This is a genomic window from Bartonella jaculi (assembly GCF_039543045.1).
GTDB lineage: Bacteria > Pseudomonadota > Alphaproteobacteria > Rhizobiales > Rhizobiaceae > Bartonella > Bartonella jaculi.
In genome coordinates, this window is record NZ_BAABIZ010000015.1 from 14,669 (window position 1) to 34,333 (window position 19,665).

The following is a 19,665-nucleotide window of genomic DNA, read 5'->3' on the forward strand; positions in this document are numbered from 1 at the left end:
TCACTATCATACAGAGAAAATTATCAATTTTGCGGCAAACCGCCCTAAGGAAGAAATATGAGTCAAACCGATATATTATCCAATTCTACCAAGAAGGCTACTATCAATAACGAAGCCCAAATTATCATTGATGATATTGATGCAGCACACAAAGAATTAGATATTTTACAACAAGAAGTTGATAAAGCTATTTTTGGTCAAAAGCATGTGGTTGAATATGCTTTAACAAGCATTTTAGCTGGAGGACACGCCCTTCTCATTGGCGTTCCAGGACTTGCTAAGACCCGTCTTATTGAAACATTGGGAACAGTATTAGGACTTGATGAAAAACGTATCCAATTTACACCCGACTTGATGCCATCAGACATTATCGGTTCTGAAATTATGGACTCAGATAAAAGTGGCAAACGCTCTTTTCGTTACATTCAAGGCCCTATTTTTACTCAACTTCTCATGGCCGATGAAATTAATCGTGCCTCTCCGCGCACGCAATCAGCTCTTTTACAAGCGATGCAAGAATATCATGTTACCGTTGCTGGCACCCGTTATGATCTACCACAACCTTTTCATGTGCTAGCAACCCAAAATCCTCTAGAACAGGAAGGAACCTACCCACTTCCCGAAGCACAACTGGATCGCTTTTTAATGCAAATCGATATTGACTATCCTGATCACACCACAGAACGACGTATTATTCTAGAAACAACAGGAGAGAAAAAACAAAGTGCAAAGCCGATTTTATCGCCCAAGAAACTACAAAAAATACAAACAATCGTCCGCAAAATGCCCATCTCCGAAAATGTTGTCGAAGCTATTTTAAAGCTCGTCCGTTCAGCACGCCCCCATAAAGAAAACACTCTTGCAAACACCTATGTTGCTTGGGGACCTGGTCCTCGAGCCTCACAAGCACTTTCACTTTGTGCCCGCGCCCGTGCTCTTTACCATGGGCGTTTATCGCCCTCACTTGATGATATTGCAACATTGGCTCAACCTGTATTACAACACCGTATGGCACTCAATTTTTCTGCACGTGCTGAAGATATAACCGTAAAAGACATTATCGATAATCTTGTGAAAGACGCCCTCTAATGGCCATTGGCAAAAAAGTTTTAAAAAAAACTCCACTGTCACTCGCTGGCAGCCTCCATAGAGATGCCGCTAAAATGCCGGATCTCCTTTTACAAGCACGCCGGATTGCCAACACGCTGATAACGGGAAGACATGGCCAGCGTAAACGCGGCAACGGAGAAAAATTCTGGCAATTTCGCCCTTACATTGAAGGAGAATCCATTACCCGCATTGACTGGCGCCGCTCTGCACGTGACGAACATACGTACCTACGCGAAAACGAATGGGAAAAGGCGCAGATAATTTGGATTTGGCCTGACCAGAGTGCTTCTATGCATTATTGTTCGCGTTTTTCGCAAATCTCCAAGGGCGATCATAGCATCATTCTTGCCCTTGCATTAGCAACACTTTTTGCACGAAGCGGCGAACATATTGCTATCCCCAATTTAATGCCCCCCACAATGACATCCAATGTCATAGAACGTATGGCGCTTGCTTTGACAAATGATCACTCAGAGAATACATTTCCAGATTTTTCAAGCATTACGCGTTTTTCACACGCTATCATAATAAGCGATTTTCTCGATGATCCGGAAGAAATTATTCAGTATTTAAATATTTTATCGGCAAAACGGGTTACTGCCCATTTAATTGAAGTTGCTGATCCCGCAGAAGAACGCTTCCCCTATGCAGGTTGTACAGAATTTTTTGATCCTGAAACGAAAGAAAAGCGCGTTTTAGGAAAAGCAGAAAACTTTCGTGAGCACTATTGCAAATTGTATCAAGCACGGAGACAACAATTGACAGATTTTTGCTCACGCCAAGATTGGAGCTATCATGTGAGTAAAACCAATCAGCCCTTAACAGAAATCATTCTGCAACTTGCAAACAAAATAGAGTTCTCTCCATCTCATAGGAGGAGGTCATTTTGAGTTTTGGTGCTCCCCTACTTTTACTCGGTTTTTTTTCCTTACCAGTCATTTGGTGGTTGTTGCGCGTAACACCTCCCCTCCCGCGTAAAGAACCTTTTCCACCTTTGCATTTTCTGCCTAAAGCAAGCAATCAGCAGGAAGCTGCAAACCATACACCTTGGTGGTTATTGTTGTTACGATTAACCATAGCAGCACTGACTATTATCGCTTTGGCACAGCCCACTTGGAATCAAAAGCCAATTACACTCTCTCAATCTCAACCGCTTGCACTCATTATCGATAATGGATGGGCTTCTGCCAAAGAATGGAAAAAACGTGTTACTGTTGCCGAAAATCTTCTCACACAAGCAGAAAAACATCAAAAGAATGTTTATTTTCTTGCGACAGCTGAAAATGACACTCCCAATATTGGACTTTTACCTGCAAAAACCGTAAAACAACATTTAACACATTTGCACCCCCGCCCTTGGCCTGTAAACCGTGTACGTACACTGAAAAAACTGATTGAAATAACCAAAGGCGAACCTCTTGATATTGCTTACTTAAGTGATGGCTTACAAACAGATAAAGATGATCAAGCTTTTGCTCTCATTGAACAGTTAAAACCCAAAACATTCTTATGGTATCTAGCTGATATTTCCGATCTAACCGGTATAACAGCCATAGAAAATCATAATGGAGACATGGTAGCACGCGTCATTCGTGCAACCACCCATGGAGAAACTGCGGTCGCACTAAACCTCTATGACTTAAACAGTCAACTCCTTGGCCGTTTTACGACAAACTTTCTTGATGGAGAAACAACAACTCTTGTTCCTTTTAACTTACCACTTGAATTACGCAACGATATTGCATGGATAAAAATCGAAAACCATGCGCACGCCGCAGCAACCTTCTTAAGTGATAGCCATAATCGTGTAAACCGCGTTGCCCTGCTTTCACCAAATATCAATGAAATGACACAACCCCTACTTTCCCCATTTTACTACATTATCAAAGCATTACAAGGCCATACGCAACTTATAACAGCGGGAGGCAAAGAACTTTCAATTGATATTGCTCACTTACTCAAACAAAATCCTTCTGTTTTCATTATGGGCGACATTGTGAATATGTCAAAGGAAGCAGAAAAGAAGCTCTCTGATTTCGTCAATAAAGGGGGAACACTCATCCGCTTTGCTGGAGAAAACTTAAGTGCTGCTGAACACCATGATAGTTTACTGCCCGTTCCACTGCGTCCTGGCAAACGCTTGCTTGGGAGTATTATGTCTTGGGCTAAACCGCAAAAACTTGCGCCTTTTGCGAAAAATAGCTTCTTCTTTGCTCTTCCTTTCCCCGAAGACGTCACTGTTTCACGCCAAATTTTAGCAGAACCAAGCTCTGATCTTTTTGAAAAAACATGGCTCAGTCTTGCGGATGGAACTCCACTTATTACAGCGGCTAGTCATGGCAAAGGCAAACTCATTTTTATTCATGTCGCACCCGACCCCACATGGTCGAATCTCCCTCTTTCTGTTTTTTTTGCACAAATGTTGCAAAAACTAATTACCCTCAGTGCCTATGAAAATCAAAACCCAACACATGTAGAAAAAACAGCATTACAGACCCCTTGGCAGACGTTGACTGCTGATGGACAGCTACAAACACCTCCTTCTTATGTTGTTCCACTCGTCATTGATGCCCAAAATCCACCCGTTGCATCCTATCATACCCCACCTGGATTTTACGGCTTTAAAAATAATCTTTATGCACTTAATCTCTTAAATCATTCATCACGCTTGGTACAACAATCATCATTGCCCGCCTCTTTAAACGAAAGTTCTTTATCCTATGACACAAAAGAGAAACATCTCAGCGGTCCACTTTTAGGATTAGCCATCTTATTATTTGCCTTTGATAATTTCCTCATTTTATGGATGGGAGGTACCTTTTTTCTCAATCGACGAAACAATATGCTGCTTTTTCTCCCCCTTATAATAGGTCTCATCACCTTATTCTCATATAGTCCAATCGTTCATGCACAAGGCTTAGAAAATTATGATGAGACCATAGTAAAAGCAGCTGGCGCTACACATCTTGCTTATGTCGTAACCAACAATCATGAAATTGACACAACGAGTAAAAGCGGACTAGAAACACTCAGTCAATTTATCGCAGAACGTACAATGCTCTCACCTGGCTCTGTAATAGCGCTTGATCTTGATAAGGATGAACTCGCCTTCTATCCTCTTATTTATTGGCCAATTGACGCTAATAGTCCCCTACCAACACAAAAAAGCCTTGAAAAGATAAATACCTTTATGAAACATGGAGGAACAGTTTTATTTGACACGCGCGATCAGATAAATGCCAATCTAAACCTTGAAGGAGCAGCTACCCCAGCCACACAAAGATTACGAACCATCTTAAAAGAGTTAAATATTCCAGCCATTGAGCCTGCATCAACTGATCATGTTATTGCTCGTTCTTTTTATATTATGCCAGATTTTCCCGGTCTCTACCGTGGTTCGCCTTTGTGGGTTGAATCATCATCAATGAAGAAAAAAAATGAAAATTCTTTTGCCACCGGTGATAATGTAAGTTCTCTGCTTATCACCGCTAATAACTTTTCTGGTGCTTGGGCACTAGACGAAAAAGGCATGTGGAAATACCCACTTATTCCCCATGACCCGATGCAACGACTATGGGCATTTCGTGCAGGATTAAATATCGTTATCTATGTGCTCACGGGAAACTATAAAGCTGACCAAATTCATGTTCCGGCTCTCTTGGAGCGCTTTAACAAAGAAAGAAGGCAATGATACCATTCATCACTTTTCAGCCTTTTTTGCCACTCTCTTGGATTATTCTCTTAAGCGGGATATCTATCCTTTTTGTGATTATCGGCCTCGTTAAACAGCGTCAAGGATCTTTGTTGCGCCTTATGGCTTTGGCCTCATTAATCCTTGCCTTGCTGAATCCAATGATCATAAAAGAACAACGCGAACCACTCAAAAGCATTGTAGGTATTGTCATTGACCGTAGCAAAAGCCAAACCTTTGGCACACGAACAAAAGACAGTGACGAAGCACGCGTACAATTAACCAATGCATTGGCGCGCTATCCACAATTTGAACCGCGCTTTATTGATGCTGGAAAACTTGCGAACAATCAATATGCCCCCTCAACGAATTTATTTAGTACTTTAACACAAGCCACATCTGATGTGCCGCCCTCTCGTTATGCAGGCACAATTCTGATCACCGACGGTCAAGTGCATGACATCCCTAACATTTCAGAGCTTCACCATAAAGCGCCTGTCAATGCTCTTATAACAGGGAGACCAGATGAATTTGACCGCCAAATCAAATTTATTTCTCCCCCTCGATTTGCCCTTATCAATAAACCACAAATGCTCTCTATTTTGGTAGAAGATAAAGGACACCCCCAAGAATCTATACCAACGCAAGCAAATATTACTGTAAGCGTCAATGGACAAGAAGTTGGTCATTATTCTGTGACCCCTGGCGTTATTTTTCAAACTGAAATCACCCTTCGCCATGCTGAAAAAAATATCATCCAAGTTGCCACCGATACATATAAAGGTGAATTAAGCTCTGAAAACAACCGCGCCATAGCTATTATTGAAGGAATTAGAGAAAATTTGCGTGTCCTTCTTATTTCTGGCGCGCCTTATAACGGTGAACGGACATGGCGTGATCTTTTGAAGGGTGACTCCAATATTGATCTTGTTCATTTTACTATTTTGCGTCCTCCCAACAAAGCAGATAATACGCCATTAAGCCAATTGTCACTTGTAGTCTTTCCAACAAGAAAACTCTTTGTTGAAGAGATTGATAATTTTGATCTCATCATTCTTGACGGCTACCAACATTCTGCTGTTCTTCCATTAATCTATTATGATTATATCGCTCAATATGTACAAAAGGGCGGTGCGTTGCTGATGGTAACAGGACCGGAATTTACCCAACAAAACTCACTTGCGAAAACCCCTTTAATAAGCATCCTACCCGCACTCCCCAATGGTGTTATTATTCAAAAGCCTTTTCGCCCTAGTTTAACCAAAGAAGGTGAACGTCATCCTGTCACAAGGGGTCTTGCCACACCTGCTTATCCAGCCTCTCAATGGGGGCAATGGCTACGGCAAATTGCCATTCAAAATACAGACAAAGGAATGGCTCTCATGAAAGGAGCGGATGAACAACCGCTTTTACTTCTTTCCCATGTCGATAAAGGGCGTGTAGGCATGTTGCTTTCTGACGAAAGTTGGCTTTGGGCACGAGGTTTTGAAGGAGGAGGTCCTTATGCAGCTCTTTATCGTCGAATTGCCCATTGGCTTATGAAAGAACCAGAACTTGAAGAAGAAAAATTAAGCGCCACCAGCAATCATCATCGTTTAACGATTCATCGCCAAACGCTTAAAGATCATCCCAAACAAGCTGAAATAACCTTTCCCTCTGGAAAGAAAGAAAATATCACCCTTACCAAAGAGCAAGAAGGTATATTTACAGCAACTGTTAGTACCGATGAAACAGGAATTTTTACCATCAAAAATGACAATCTAACAGTGCTTTCTTCTGTAGGTGTACTCGATAATCTCGAATTGTATGAGTTAATTTCAACGAAAGAAAAACTCATCCCCATTAGCAAACACACCGGCGGGCATATTGTGCGGTTACATGATGATAAAAAAGAAAGCATTAATCTTCCCCCACTCAAAATGCTTCGCTCACAAAGAGGCACAACATCTCCCTTTGCGCATTCAATTATTCTAAAAGAAGCAACAGAAACCCGATTAATCAATGCTTTCTCTTTTTCGATCTTTTCCGGTTTCTTTGCACTGCTCGCTTGCCTTTTACTGTTTAGCAGCATGTGGTATCGTGAAAGCCGTTAAAAAAATCCTGAGAAATTGTATCACCATTTTAAAATGCCCAAGGTGCCCCTACAGAAAATATACACCGATGATACAAGCAAGTACGTGCCCTATTAAGCGCCTTTTGTAATTCAAAGACCAATGAAGCGTGAATTTTCCAAAGTTTTTTTCGCATTTTTAATAAACTGTTTTTTCATTTCACTATCTTCTCTTGCCTCAAACATGCATTGGCTTGCTTTATACTCTTTTTTATTGCCTAAATTGTTTTCAACGCTATTCTAACGCCTATGTTTTATCTTGCCCATATATCGGATGTACATCTTTCACCTCTACCACAACCTTCCTTCTCTGAACTTTTTGGGAAGCGCATTACCGGCTATCTTAATTGGCAAAAAAAACGTAAAAGCCAAATGGTAACAAATATCCTAGAAACTTTAATGGATAGCTTAAAAAAGACAAATCCTGATCATCTTGTAATCTCTGGTGATCTTGTCAATCTTGCTTTAGATAAGGAATTTAAACAAGCACACAATTGGTTGCTTAACCAAGGTCAACCTCAAAACATTTCTTTAACATTTGGGAATCATGATGCTTATGTCCGCGGAACATTCCAAAAGGCCTGCACTCTCTTTCAACCTTGGATCACAAGTGATTTCCCTCAAAAGAACAATCTTCCTTTTCCTTATATGCGCATTCGCGATAATGTAGCCATTATCGGTGCTTCTTCAGCCATTGCTACACCACCTTTTCAAGCTTTTGGCTATTTTGGCAAAAAGCAAGCGCAAGCTTTATCGCAACTTTTAAACGAAGCGGCAATGCGCAATCTCTTTCGTGTCGTCATGATACATCATCCGCCCTTCCACCATGCAACCTCTTGGCATAAAAAATTATGGGGTATAAAACGTTTTCTAGATGTTATCAAACATCACGGCTGTGAACTTATTCTTCATGGACATACCCATTTACCCACATTAAAGACCATTGAGGGAAAAAGGGGGGAAATTCCTATTGTTGGTGTTGCTTCCGCATCGCAAGCTTTTGGTGATAAAAAACCACCCGCAGGCTTCAACTTATTTGCCATTGAGCGGTTTGATCATCAATGGCACTGTCAGTTACAACGTTATAGTCTTATCAATCAAAAAAATGAAATAGCGTGTACTGAAAAAATTGATCTTTGACATTTTGCATAAAAAACAAAAAGCCCTTTTTGTTCATGCCCCTTTAAACGATGACAAGATGAAAAAGAACCCGTTATATAAAGGGGATTACCGTTGTACCAGGAGGCAATTTAGCCTCTTCTTCAGGCTCTACATGAATGGAAATACGCACATTATCAAACTCTTCTTCAAGAACGCCTTCAATTTTATCGCAAATCTGATGTGCTTCTCCTACCGGCATTACAGCCGGCACAACCAAATGAAACTCTATAAAAGTAGCTCTGCCAGCAACACGCGTACGCAAATCATGCACCTCAAGCGCCCCATGTGCATTTGCGGAAATAAGCTCGCGAATCCGCATGGTTTCATCCAATTCAACTCCAACATCCATTAATCCCTGAACGGCATTATTAATCACCTTCCACCCTTGTAAAAGAATATTAACCGCGACAATGATTGCCAAAATTGGATCTAAAATAGCCCATTCACCGACAAAACCAGCAATCAGACCAACTAAAATACCAAGTGAAGTAAAAACATCTGTAATGAAATGGGCAGCATCAGCTTTAAGAGCTGGTGAGCGGTGAAGCTTTCCCTGCCGAATAAGAATCCAACCCCACACGTAATTGATGACATTTGCTATAAAATAAATAACAAGCCATATTCCAGGTTTTTGCAATGCCCCAATGGTTGAAAGAGCTATCCATGCTTCTCTTAAAATCATTATTGCCGCAATAATGATCAGTGCCCCTTCGAGAAGAGCAGAAAAATATTCCACCTTATGATGTCCGAAAGGATGATCCTGATCCGCCGGCTTCATACTCACTTTCACAGCCCACCATGCTGCCAATGCCGCAAGTATATTTACGATTGATTCCAATGCATCAGAATAAAGTGCAACCGAACCAGTAATATGATATGCCCAATATTTCAAAGCAAAGACGATACAAGCAACGAAAATAGAGTATAGGGTTAAGCTTTGTATATTGATTCTTACATCCACAACCATACCCTCTTCTTCTTCACGAAATAAAGAATGACACTTTCCACCATATAAATGATATTTTTGCCATGTCGCCAATATTTCCTTAATCTTACAAAAGATTCACAACAATAAACACCTCTCACAAGCTACCATTGTCATTTCCAGAAACCACTCTGTTATACGATATAATATAACGAAACAGAGTAACACAAATATTACTTAAAAAAAGAAACAAGAAACTCTCCAACAGAAATTAAATGCATCATTTTGATTATCAAGAGCTTTTTGAAGAGACGAACAATGGATTTTACTGCCTCATAATTGAAATAGTCTGTTGTTTTTTTCTCAAATGCATTAAACTTATATACGATTTATCAACTTTTTATGGACATCAAACCAACCAACATATCAGTATGATTGCCCACAGCAAAAAAGTGCCTCAGTATTCCGCTGCAACCTTATATCATAACGCTTATCAAAAACATTATGGGCGCCAAAGAAACCTTAAAAACTATTCTATTCTTAGGAACGAAAAAGAAGAACACCCCCACAAAGAATCTGGGCATTGGGGACCCAGATTCTTTTCCCTTAGGAATTAAGGGTATACAGAGCTTAGGAAATAGCGGGGACCTAAAACCCTGTACCCGATACGAAAACAAAATGCATTGTGCCGCATTCGGTACCCCTACATTATACCTGCGGTTGCATTTTGTCAACACAAATTCCACCATAGGTTTTAAAATAATGAATTTTTTTCACTATTCAAAAATAAAGCCAACATTCAATATCTGGCAATTGAGCAAAAAGAGCATTAAAAGCCCCATATGCATTTGAATATCACAACAATCGACCAAACTGATGATCCACGTTTGAGAGCCTATCACAACATTCGTGAAAAAGATCTCGTTGGACGGCAACATCAATTTATTGCTGAAGGCAAAATAATATTGTCAGCATTGCTGCATTCGAAAAATTTTTCTGCTCTCTCACTACTTATGGTGATAAAACACCTTCCTAGACTTATGCCCCTTTTAGAAACGACACAGCCAATGTGTCCCATTTATTGCGTTCCACAAACAATCATGGATGATATTACAGGCTTCCATGTTCATCGTGGTATACTTGGTATTGGTGAACGTACAAAGCTACCATCATTACAAAATTTTTTACAAGATCTTCCAGAAAAAGCTCTGATTCTGGTTTTATGCGGTATTTCCAATCACGATAATATGGGAGCCATTTTTCGCAATGCAGCCGCCTTTGCCAGTAATGGCATTATCGTCGATAAAACCTCATGCGATCCACTTTACCGCAAATCAATCAGAGTTTCTGCAGGTGCAACACTAAAAGTACCCTATACGCAAGGCGCTGATATTAATGACATTATTACAGCACTAAACGATGCAGATTTTCATGCTTACGCGCTTTCCCCCTCTGCCTCATACACTCTCTCACAAGCAAAAATAGCAAAAAGGACAGCGCTTATTTTAGGGACAGAAGGCGAGGGCTTACCAGCCCATGTTTTGCAAAAATCAAAAACTTTGCGTATTCCTATGGCTTACGGCTTTGATAGCCTTAATGTTGCCACGGCATCAGGTCTCGCATTAGCACACTTTGCTGATTCTGATAAACTCAAATAAAAGCGATCATTAAAGCGATAACAACGTATCACCTGAAGAAACACATTTTATTTATAAGAAGCAGTTGTTTTAATTTCAGAAGAAACAGGTGCTTCTGTTTCCAGATTGCACAAAACCCGTTTCAACATCACTTCAGCACCAGCTGCACGTTCTGAATGGGTCACAAATCCCCCCCCAAGAACACGTGCTTCCTCACCATTTCCATCATAAAAAACACAAGCCTGCCCTGGCGCCACAGCATTTTCACGTTCCAACAAGTCAACAGAAAAATTACCCTCTCGATAATACAAGCGAGCAAGATGAGGAGGACGAGTTGAACGAACTTTGACAGCGACCTCAACGCCCTCATCTGGGAAATTATCCAACCGCTCATCACCAAGCCAATTGACATCACGCAAAAAGAGTTTATGTGTTTCCAACATCTCACGCGGACCAACAATCACACGCGCATTCTCCACATCGAGATAAACCACATAAAGCGCTTCACCGGTTGCAACACCAATACCACGGCGCTGACCAACAGTATAATTAACAATTCCAGAATGTTTGCCCAAAATTCGTCCATCGATATGCACAATAACTCCAGGGTTTACTGCTTCTGGACGCAATTTCGTGATAACATCAGAATATTTTCCCTGTGGAACAAAGCAAATATCTTGACTATCATGCTTATTTGCAACAGCAAAGCCCATTTCTGCTGCTATTTCACGAACACGTGCTTTCGGAAGATCACCAAGTGGGAAACGCAAATAATTAATCTGTTCCTGTGTTGTTGCAAAAAGAAAATAACTCTGATCCCGTTCACAATCACGAGGACGAAAGAGTGCCCGATTCCCCACTACACCATGAGGGCGCGAGCGAATATAATGGCCGGTTGCCAAAGCATCTGCGTCTAATTCGCGCGCAGTTGCTAATAAATCAGCAAACTTGACAGTCTGATTGCACGCCACACACGGTACAGGTGTCTCTCCGTGTGCATAGCTTTCTGCAAAAGGATCAATCACGGCTTCGCGAAATCGCTTTTCATAATCAAGAACATAATAAGGTATCCCCAATGTCTCTGCTACGCGACGTGCATCTTCAATATCTTGTCCAGCGCAACATGCCCCTACTCTATGCGTTGCAGCGCCATGATCATAAAGCTGCAACGTAATCCCAACGACATCATACCCTTCCCTTTTCAGAAGACCTGCAACAACCGATGAATCAACCCCACCCGACATTGCTACAACAATGCGGGAATTCTCAGGTTTTCCTGGCAAATCAAGACTGTTCAAAAACATGTATTTATTCTCTATTTAATGTGCAGCCATTCATTAATGTTCTATGCACACCAGCCATTGCTTTTTATGCTATTCATAGTTCTTTTATATTGTTTTTTTATTCTTTCCACAACCAACAGTATCATTTTCTTCAAAGGTGCCAAAACAAAAAAACAGTGATGAAAATAAGGCACAATGAAACCCCTTTTCTGCTTCCTTTTAAAATCCGGCAAAAACATCGCAAAAGGCTATTCTACGGGCTTCAGTTTGTACCCTATTTTTCGCGCATTGGCTTATTTTATTAATTTTTTCTTTCAACGTGTTTAGCTCTTTTTTAAATTTCATGCCTTATAACCGCATCAAGTCCCTCACTAAAAGTAGATGATATAATGACGAATTTGATAAAAACACAAATGAAATATGTTATTGGGCCAGATGGAAGTCCACTCACAATCGCCGACCTACCGCCGAAAACAACAAGGCGCTGGGTGATCCGTCGCAAAGCTGAAGTTGTTGCGGCTGTCAGAGGTGGATTGTTAAGTCTTGATGAAGCGTGTCAACGCTATACTTTGACCGTAGAAGAATTTCTTTCATGGCAAAGTTTGATCGATGAACATGGCTTAGCTGGATTACGGACGACCAGAATCCAAAACTACAGACATTAATTACTATTCATCCTGCTTTAGAATATACTTTAAAACAGCCAAACTTGATAAAAGTTTGGCTGTTTTTTTATTTTCAGCCCCCAAGATCTCAAAGAATATCTCTTCAAACTACAGCTTTCACTATCCAGTTATCGATTTAGCTGGGCATCGATTTAGCCAATCATCGATTTAGCTTGAATCACGATAGGATTATCACCTAAGACTGCCCCATTTTCGCGCGCCTCCAAAAGCTGTGCACGTTGCAACTCTGTATTGACTTCATGAAGAACAATTTCAGCATTTGTTTTCTGACGTTGCAAATCACGAATCGAATTTATAAGATTATCGCGTCTTTGCCGCGCCGCACGAGCAAAAGCAGAATAAGCAAAATGATGAACATCACTGTTTCCAGATTTCCGTTCTTCATGAATAATTTGTGCTTCCAGCTCTAACACCATTCGCTCAAATTCTGCGATCATCATCTCAAGCTGTGCAATTTCACGACGCTTCCCACGTACTTGAAACATCTTCAATCGTACCAAACTTTCCCGTGGCTTCATACTCACTACTCCTTGATTGAGCCAACTTAAAATTCACATTCGCTCCCCTAATATCTTTTCAGTTACACTCTCTTTGATGAAAAACAGTCCATTTTTTAACTTGAAACTATAATTTTTCCACCCTTAAAGCATGTGCAAACACCACCTACTTTAAAGAGCAATAACCATTTCTTTACTTTTCGCCTCCACTATAGAATGAAGAGATTTAAAGCTCGGTAAATAAAAACTAAAATTGTAAAAAAGTAATTTAAAAGAATCTATTATAAGTTTTTTTTAAAGTTAAAGTTCGTAAAAAACACCTCATTTTTTTATCAAGTTTAAAAATCGTCGATTTTTCTAAAATAATTTTGTCAACCTCTTTCAAAAAAAAAAATATTTTGTTAACCACTATCATAGATAGTGGGGAACTCAGGGGAATTCAGTAGTGATTGTTACGCGTACTACTGAAGTGTTCATAAACACTTTCTTATAAGTGTTTGATTTTATGAATTTTTATCAACGGTGGTTTTACAACTGCTGTAAAAAGAGTGCTCCGCTTGATTCTGGAGGAGCAAAGTGAGGGATCTAAAATGCGCGTATTATTAATTGAAGATGATAAAGCAACCACTCAAAGCATTGAGTTAATGCTAAAGTCAGCAAACTTTAATGTCTATATCACTGATCTAGGTGAAGAAGGTGTCGATCTGGGTAAGCTCTATGATTACGATATCATTTTGCTTGATCTCAATCTCCCTGATATGTCAGGCTACGATGTCTTGCGGACGCTCAGATTAGCAAAAATCAAAACCCCTGTCCTCATTCTTTCCGGTATGAGTGCTATCGAAGATAAAGTACGTGGTTTTGGCTTTGGTGCGGATGATTATATGACAAAGCCATTTCACAAGGATGAGCTAATTGCACGTATTCATGCGGTTATCCGCCGTTCCAAAGGTCATGCACAATCTATTATTGTTACTGGCGATCTCACCGTGAACCTTGACGCGAAAACAGTAGAAGTTGCTGGGCGTCCCGTCCATTTAACTGGTAAAGAATATCAGATGCTAGAACTTCTCTCTCTACGCAAAGGCACCACACTCACTAAGGAAATGTTTCTCAATCATCTCTACGGTGGAATGGATGAACCGGAACTTAAAATTATCGATGTCTTTATCTGTAAACTGCGGAAAAAATTGGAAGCAGTATCTTCCAACGTAAACTACATTGATACAGTTTGGGGGCGTGGTTATGTGTTACGTGATCCAGTTGAGGAAAACGTACGTAAAACCGCTTAAGCAATGAAAATGCACATTGTAAAATCTCGGAGTGTAGCGGGCCGAGATTTTCTCTTTGTTATAAATTAAAGGTTCGCGGGCACAAGATCTTCTTGTGTAGAGGGAATTTTTACGCTTAAGAGATCAAAACCCACCGTTCACGGATGTAACCTAAGCCATCTTTTCCCAACACACCTTATTCAATTTCATCTTATTCAAAGATTCTTCACGCTTTCCAAAATGATATGATTATCTGTTTTGTCGATGTTTATTTTCATGGAGGTCATCTCAGAAAGTAACACTGTATAGTAAAACTGAATGATGTGAGCATCAATAAGTTCTTCTTGAATTTTCCCGTTATACAACTCAATAAAATGGGAGGGAATACGTAAATTTTTACCACAAATCTCAAATCGAAAAGAACGTTTATTTTCATCTTGCAAAATCATCACAACTATTTCACCCCCACGCGAAACCGTTGCATTTGCAATCAATAACAAATTCAGCAAAAGTTTAACTTCATTTTTTGGTAAAAGCAGTGCTGGAGCTTGCCATTTTAAAACTGCTTTTTCTTCCTTCATATATTGTTGAGCAACCTGTTCAGCAGAACGCGTATCTATTTGGCTCCCACCTGCCCCTGAAAAACCAAAAGCCAATCGCGCAAATTGTAGACGAGCAGAAGCACTCGCAACAGACCAACGTACTAATTGCAAAGCATCTTCATCAGCACCTCCCTCATCGTAGAGCTCCATTGCATTTTGAATAGCACCAACAGGTGAAATCAAATCATGGCAGATACGGCTACAAAGTAAAGCTGCAAGATCGGTAGACTTCAAAGAAATAGCTAACGTCATAATTATTGAGAACTCCTAGTGTTAAAAACAAGCTTCATTTTACAGTGAAACTCTTAACATCCAATGCACATATGGAACTTTAACAATCATGCTCATTTTTTTTCAGAAAAAAATTCAAGAAGTTAAATACCCTTACGTCTTAATTTTTTATTTGAATCGAATAAAAATGCTAATATTATCTTTTTGTTTGTAACTAATAAAAGGGAAATTTTCTATGGCTCTCTTGCTTCTAACACGCTGGTATAAAAATATCTTACCTTTTATATTCCTTTTATTCATAACCATAAACGCCGCACATGCTCAATCTCGACCGATAAGACCAGCTGAACCCTATTATTCGTTGCAAGAAATTATCGATTCTGGTCACACTTTTTTTGGGAAAACTGCCAGCGGTATAGCAGTAGCAATAGAAAAGATCTTTTCTCGGTACGGTTATCCAAATGCCTATATTTTAGGCGAAGAAGCTTCTGGCGCCTTTTTTGCTGGATTAACTTATGGCGAAGGACAACTTTTTACCAAAACTTATGGTCAGCATAAAGTTTTTTGGCAAGGCCCCTCTGTGGGATGGGATTTTGGGGGCCAAGGCTCTCGTTTAATGATCTTAGTTTATGATTTCAATAATATAAATAATTTATGGGGACGCTATGGTGGTATTTCAGGTTCGGCCTATTTAATAGCAGGTGTTGGTTTTCATGTCCTTAAACGCCACAATGTCTTGTTAATTCCAGTACGTACGGGAATTGGTGCACGCCTTGGCATCAATATAGGATATTTAAAATTAACACGCAGACCAACATGGAATCCATTTTAAACGGATTCTCATTGCAGAGGGGATTTATGCTTATCCAGTCATTTCTTTTTTTTATTCTTGGAGTAGCCTTTACTTCTTGGTTATTAATACTTTTCGCCCCCCTTATTTGGCGCAGAGCCCTTCACTTTGCACATAAATTTGTTTCTACACAAATTCCGTCATCACTCACAGAAATACAAGCCAACTATGATTTTCTCTGTGCTAAGCACGCTGTCGAATTAGTGCGCAACGAACAACAATATGACTCTTTGCAAAAAAAATATGCCCAACAGAAAATACAACTTAGCCAAGTCATAGAACAACTTTATCGATTGCGTCTCTCCACACAATGTACTTCTCCTTTCCCTCATGAAAAAGAAACGAGCGAGATAAAGAACGAACAAAGCGCGCTTACAACAAACACTTTCACAATGGAAATTAAAACTATGCGTGAAAAAATCGCCCACTATCAGCAACGTTTACAAAAAATTCAAACCGATGAGCTTGACACTGCTGCTAGCCAGCAACTCTTAAATGAACTACGAGAAGAAACAAAAGAATTAGCGGCGACATTAGCTGCCCAAATAGCCCTACAAGAAGGTGATGCTTCCCCCATCAACACATTGATCCAAAATTCTAAAAGTAAAAACGACTTAGCATCTCGTATTCGCAAAAAAATAACCGACACTCAAAAAACACCCCTTACATAAATTGTCTTCAAAACAATCGAGTGAGAATATTTGGTTAATGAACATTTAATGAACATAATGTCGACTGTATGTTCCGGAACACAATATCTATTGTGTATTGTGAAAAGAAGACATACATTACACCCTTGCCTATATCTAACCTCTTATAATTCTGATTTTATCTTGATGTCATAACTCTCCAAAACACCTTCCAGGATAGAGGCAAAATAAAACCCACCCGTTTAAAATAATAGCTTAGGACAAGATACTTTCTCAAGAGTGATAAAAGTCTCTTATTCGCTGAATAATCATATCCTGATCACTTTGCGTTAAATAAGGATGCATAGGTAAACTTAGAACACACTCTCCTAAAGACTCGGAAACAGCAAGAGAGCCTTTTACATAAGGAAAGTGTTTATAAGCTGGTTGTTGATGCAAAGGCTTTTCGTAATAAACCATTGTAGGGATAGAATTTTCCTGTAAATAATCCTTTAATCTATCGCGATTTTCCACCTTAATAGTATATTGCGCATAGGCACAACGCCCTCCTTCTTCCACTTCTGGAACCGTGACAACATCTCTTAAACTATTGGAATAATATTGAGCAATCGCCACACGCTTTTCCATCTCATCTTCAAAGATAACAAGTTTTTCTAGCAAAATTGCAGCTTGAATTGCATCTAAGCGTGAATTCATACCGATACGCACATTGTCATATTGCGTTTTACCTTTACCATGAAACAGAATAGAACGCAAAAGTGCTGCCAAATCGTCATCATTCGTCATCATAGCGCCTCCATCGCCATAACACCCCAATGGTTTTGCAGGATAAAAACTTGTTGCGGCAACATCACCAAAAGCACCACACATAATATTACCGTTTCTACCACCTATGGATTGAGCAGCATCTTCAATAACAAAAAGATTTTCCTTTACCGCCACTTTAGTAATTTGAGCATAATCAGCAGAAAGCCCAAACAAATCAACAGGAATGACCGCCTTTGGTTTGAGGCGTCCCTCTTTTTTAATCATCTCAATTGCCTCACACAATTTATCAACGTCAATATTGAATGTATCAGGCAGAACATCGACAAAAACAGGTTCTGCTCCTACCAAAGCGACCACTTCAGCAGTTGCGGAAAACGTAAAGCTAGGACAAAAAACCGCATCACCTGGACCAATATTTTTAGTCATAAGAGGCATCTTCAAGGCATCAGTTCCATTAGCACACGCAACCACATGCTTAACACCAAGATAATCTGCCAATCGCTCTTCAAATTCTGTTACTTTTGGCCCCAAAATATACTTGCCACTGGCTACCACCTGTGCAATTGCAGCATTAATTTTGTCTTCAATGCGCGCGCGCTGCGCCCCCAAGTCGATGAATTGCATATTAACTCCATTGATCATCACAAGAATGCAAAAGCGCTACTTATCTCTTTTATCTCCGATAATTGACACTAGCAGCAGTTAAAATCCGTAAAACAGCAATAGCCTCATCGCCATTGGTCCGAGGCGATTGACGCGTTTTAATACAATGAAGAAAATGCTGCAATTCACAAGTAAGCGGCAAATCTTCACAAATTTCAATGTAATCCAGCTTATCGGCATTAAAAGCCCACTTTTTATTTTCTTTCCAAACAGCAAAACGGTGAAATGCCAATTTGCGACTCCACGGTTCCATATCATCAAAAACAAGCATAGCCTTTGTCCCAACAACCGTTAAACGCCTTTCACGATAGGGGCTAAGACGTGAAGCAAAAAGGTGACTACGTACACCATTTGGAAAAGTCATATGGATATGAGCAAAATCAGAACACTGATCAATTACAGCGGCCCCCTCACCTCGAATTTCCGAGGGTTCACATTCTGCCAACGCTAAAATCATTGAGAGATCATGAGGAGCAAGGTCCCATAAAGCATCGCTTTGTGTATGAAACTTTCCAAAGCCTAATCGGTGAGAATAAATATAACGCACCTCACCCAATTCTCCCTTTGCCACCAATTCACATATTTTTTCAAAAACAGGATGAAATCGCAAAATATGGCCCACCATAAAAACCCGCCCATATTCGCTAGCAACCTGAACTTGACGTTCAGCATCTGCTATATTCAAAGCAATTGGTTTTTCAACCAAAACATCTTTGCCATTTTTAAGAGCACGCAGAACATTTTCTGTATGAAACTGTGGAGGCAGCGCTAAGACGAGTGCATCAATATCTTTATGCGTAAAAAGATCATCAGGCGCAACAATATCAACGCCGTACATATTTGCAAAACCTGCAGCACGCTCAACATCCATATCAGAAACTGCTGCTAAAGCTCCAAGTCCTTGGAGTGTTCGTATATGATTCCCACCCCAATGACCGCATCCTAAAACCGCTATACGTGGCAACATTTTTATGCCTTCCACTGCTCCATATAAAAAATATAATTCCGTATATTTCCATATCGGGGATAAAATAGAATGACAAGAGAAAAGCTTAAAAACGATGCTTGACATCTTACTATTATACCCCTTATATCCGGAAAAGATGAAATAATCTGCAGTAATTTTCTATTTTGGCGGAGTAGCTCAGTAGGTTAGAGCAGAGGAATCATAATCCTTGTGTCGGGGGTTCAAATCCCTCCTCCGCTACCATTTTTTTCATAATATATTGAGAGAGTTCCGCTGTAGCTGTTGTAGTCTGTCTGTAGCTTATCAGCTGTAGCTTGCCAGCAGGTTTTGTATATTTTGCCACTAGGTTTTGTACCAATTTATTTTGTTTTAAAGAGTTTTTAAGGGGTTCTCAAAGGGTCTTCAAAGACCTTTCAAAGGTTGTTTTAAGATTCGTTGTAGCTTGCCAGCAGGTTTTGTATATTTTGCCACTAGGTTTTGTACCAATTTATTTTGTTTTAAAGAGTTTTTAAGGGGTTCTCAAAGGGTCTTCAAAGACCTTTCAAAGGTTGTTTTAAGATTCG

Annotated in this window: 16 protein-coding genes and 1 tRNA gene; 11 read left to right on the top strand and 6 right to left on the bottom strand. The window is 39.9% G+C overall.

All coding sequences use genetic code 11. The annotated features are described in order from the left end of the window. Positions 1-57 precede the first annotated feature (57 nt). The 5 genes from ABD915_RS06385 (at position 58) to ABD915_RS06405 (ending at position 8,051) form a co-directional block, all read left to right on the top strand. On the top strand, positions 58-1,089 hold the full coding sequence (locus ABD915_RS06385; protein WP_345116681.1) for an AAA family ATPase: 1,032 nt from the start codon (positions 58-60) through the stop codon (positions 1,087-1,089). Further along, positions 1,089-2,000 (top strand): DUF58 domain-containing protein, encoded by a 912-nt coding sequence (locus tag ABD915_RS06390; RefSeq protein ID WP_345116683.1) that lies wholly within the window; start codon positions 1,089-1,091, stop codon positions 1,998-2,000. Before ABD915_RS06385 ends, ABD915_RS06390 begins: the two co-directional genes overlap by 1 nt. Further along, on the top strand, positions 1,997-4,801 hold the full coding sequence (locus ABD915_RS06395) for a DUF4159 domain-containing protein (RefSeq protein ID WP_345116685.1): 2,805 nt from the start codon (positions 1,997-1,999) through the stop codon (positions 4,799-4,801). The genes ABD915_RS06390 and ABD915_RS06395 overlap by 4 nt, the downstream gene beginning before the upstream one ends. Continuing rightward, positions 4,798-6,894 carry a hypothetical protein gene (locus ABD915_RS06400; protein ID WP_345116687.1) on the top strand — a complete coding sequence of 699 codons (2,097 nt, stop codon included), beginning with the start codon at positions 4,798-4,800 and terminating at the stop codon, positions 6,892-6,894. Before ABD915_RS06395 ends, ABD915_RS06400 begins: the two co-directional genes overlap by 4 nt. Positions 6,895-7,148: 254 nt before the next feature. After that, complete coding sequence (locus ABD915_RS06405) at positions 7,149-8,051, top strand: metallophosphoesterase family protein (RefSeq protein ID WP_345116713.1); 903 nt, start codon at positions 7,149-7,151, stop codon at positions 8,049-8,051. Between the two features lie 73 nt (positions 8,052-8,124). On the opposite strand, the gene ABD915_RS06410 is transcribed toward ABD915_RS06405, so the two are convergent. Next, positions 8,125-9,033: a cation diffusion facilitator family transporter gene (locus ABD915_RS06410; RefSeq protein ID WP_345116715.1), complete on the bottom strand. Its 909-nt coding sequence runs from the start codon at positions 9,031-9,033 to the stop codon at positions 8,125-8,127. Between the two features lie 806 nt (positions 9,034-9,839). On the opposite strand from ABD915_RS06410, the gene ABD915_RS06415 reads away from it, so the two are divergent. Next, positions 9,840-10,655 carry a TrmH family RNA methyltransferase gene (locus tag ABD915_RS06415; RefSeq protein ID WP_345116689.1) on the top strand — a complete coding sequence of 272 codons (816 nt, stop codon included), beginning with the start codon at positions 9,840-9,842 and terminating at the stop codon, positions 10,653-10,655. Positions 10,656-10,702: 47 nt separating this feature from the next. Here the strand turns inward: ABD915_RS06415 and mnmA are convergent, their stop codons facing one another. Then, entirely contained in the window at positions 10,703-11,938 is a 1,236-nt protein-coding gene (mnmA, locus tag ABD915_RS06420; protein ID WP_345116691.1) for a tRNA 2-thiouridine(34) synthase MnmA, read from the bottom strand. Positions 11,939-12,306: 368 nt separating this feature from the next. Between mnmA and sciP the strand changes: the two genes are divergently transcribed. Next, a complete protein-coding gene (gene sciP / locus ABD915_RS06425) occupies positions 12,307-12,582 on the top strand; it encodes a CtrA inhibitor SciP (RefSeq protein ID WP_006924069.1) in 276 nt (91 codons plus the stop codon). Positions 12,583-12,734: 152 nt separating this feature from the next. Here the strand turns inward: sciP and ABD915_RS06430 are convergent, their stop codons facing one another. After that, positions 12,735-13,121 carry a flagellar export protein FliJ gene (locus ABD915_RS06430; RefSeq protein WP_345116696.1) on the bottom strand — a complete coding sequence of 129 codons (387 nt, stop codon included), beginning with the start codon at positions 13,119-13,121 and terminating at the stop codon, positions 12,735-12,737. A gap of 569 nt (positions 13,122-13,690) precedes the next feature. On the opposite strand from ABD915_RS06430, the gene ctrA reads away from it, so the two are divergent. After that, entirely contained in the window at positions 13,691-14,392 is a 702-nt protein-coding gene (gene ctrA, locus ABD915_RS06435; RefSeq protein WP_345116698.1) for a response regulator transcription factor CtrA, read from the top strand. 194 nt (positions 14,393-14,586) lie between these two features. On the opposite strand, the gene chpT is transcribed toward ctrA, so the two are convergent. Beyond that, a complete protein-coding gene (chpT, locus tag ABD915_RS06440) occupies positions 14,587-15,225 on the bottom strand; it encodes a histidine phosphotransferase ChpT (RefSeq protein WP_345116700.1) in 639 nt (212 codons plus the stop codon). A gap of 214 nt (positions 15,226-15,439) precedes the next feature. Here chpT and ABD915_RS06445 point away from each other — a divergent pair, with 214 nt between their 5' ends. Both ABD915_RS06445 and ABD915_RS06450 read left to right on the top strand, forming a co-directional pair. Then, on the top strand, positions 15,440-16,036 hold the full coding sequence (locus ABD915_RS06445) for a DUF1134 domain-containing protein (protein ID WP_345116702.1): 597 nt from the start codon (positions 15,440-15,442) through the stop codon (positions 16,034-16,036). 26 nt (positions 16,037-16,062) lie between these two features. After that, positions 16,063-16,725, top strand: coding sequence for a hypothetical protein (locus ABD915_RS06450; RefSeq protein ID WP_345116705.1), 663 nt, complete (start codon positions 16,063-16,065; stop codon positions 16,723-16,725). A 252-nt stretch (positions 16,726-16,977) separates the two neighbouring features. Here the strand turns inward: ABD915_RS06450 and ABD915_RS06455 are convergent, their stop codons facing one another. Beyond that, on the bottom strand, positions 16,978-18,096 hold the full coding sequence (locus tag ABD915_RS06455; RefSeq protein WP_345116707.1) for a DegT/DnrJ/EryC1/StrS family aminotransferase: 1,119 nt from the start codon (positions 18,094-18,096) through the stop codon (positions 16,978-16,980). Positions 18,097-18,145: 49 nt separating this feature from the next. Then, positions 18,146-19,102, bottom strand: coding sequence for a Gfo/Idh/MocA family protein (locus ABD915_RS06460; RefSeq protein WP_345116717.1), 957 nt, complete (start codon positions 19,100-19,102; stop codon positions 18,146-18,148). Positions 19,103-19,268: 166 nt separating this feature from the next. On the opposite strand from ABD915_RS06460, the gene ABD915_RS06465 reads away from it, so the two are divergent. Further along, a tRNA-Met gene (locus ABD915_RS06465) sits at positions 19,269-19,345 on the top strand. Positions 19,346-19,665 lie beyond the last annotated feature (320 nt).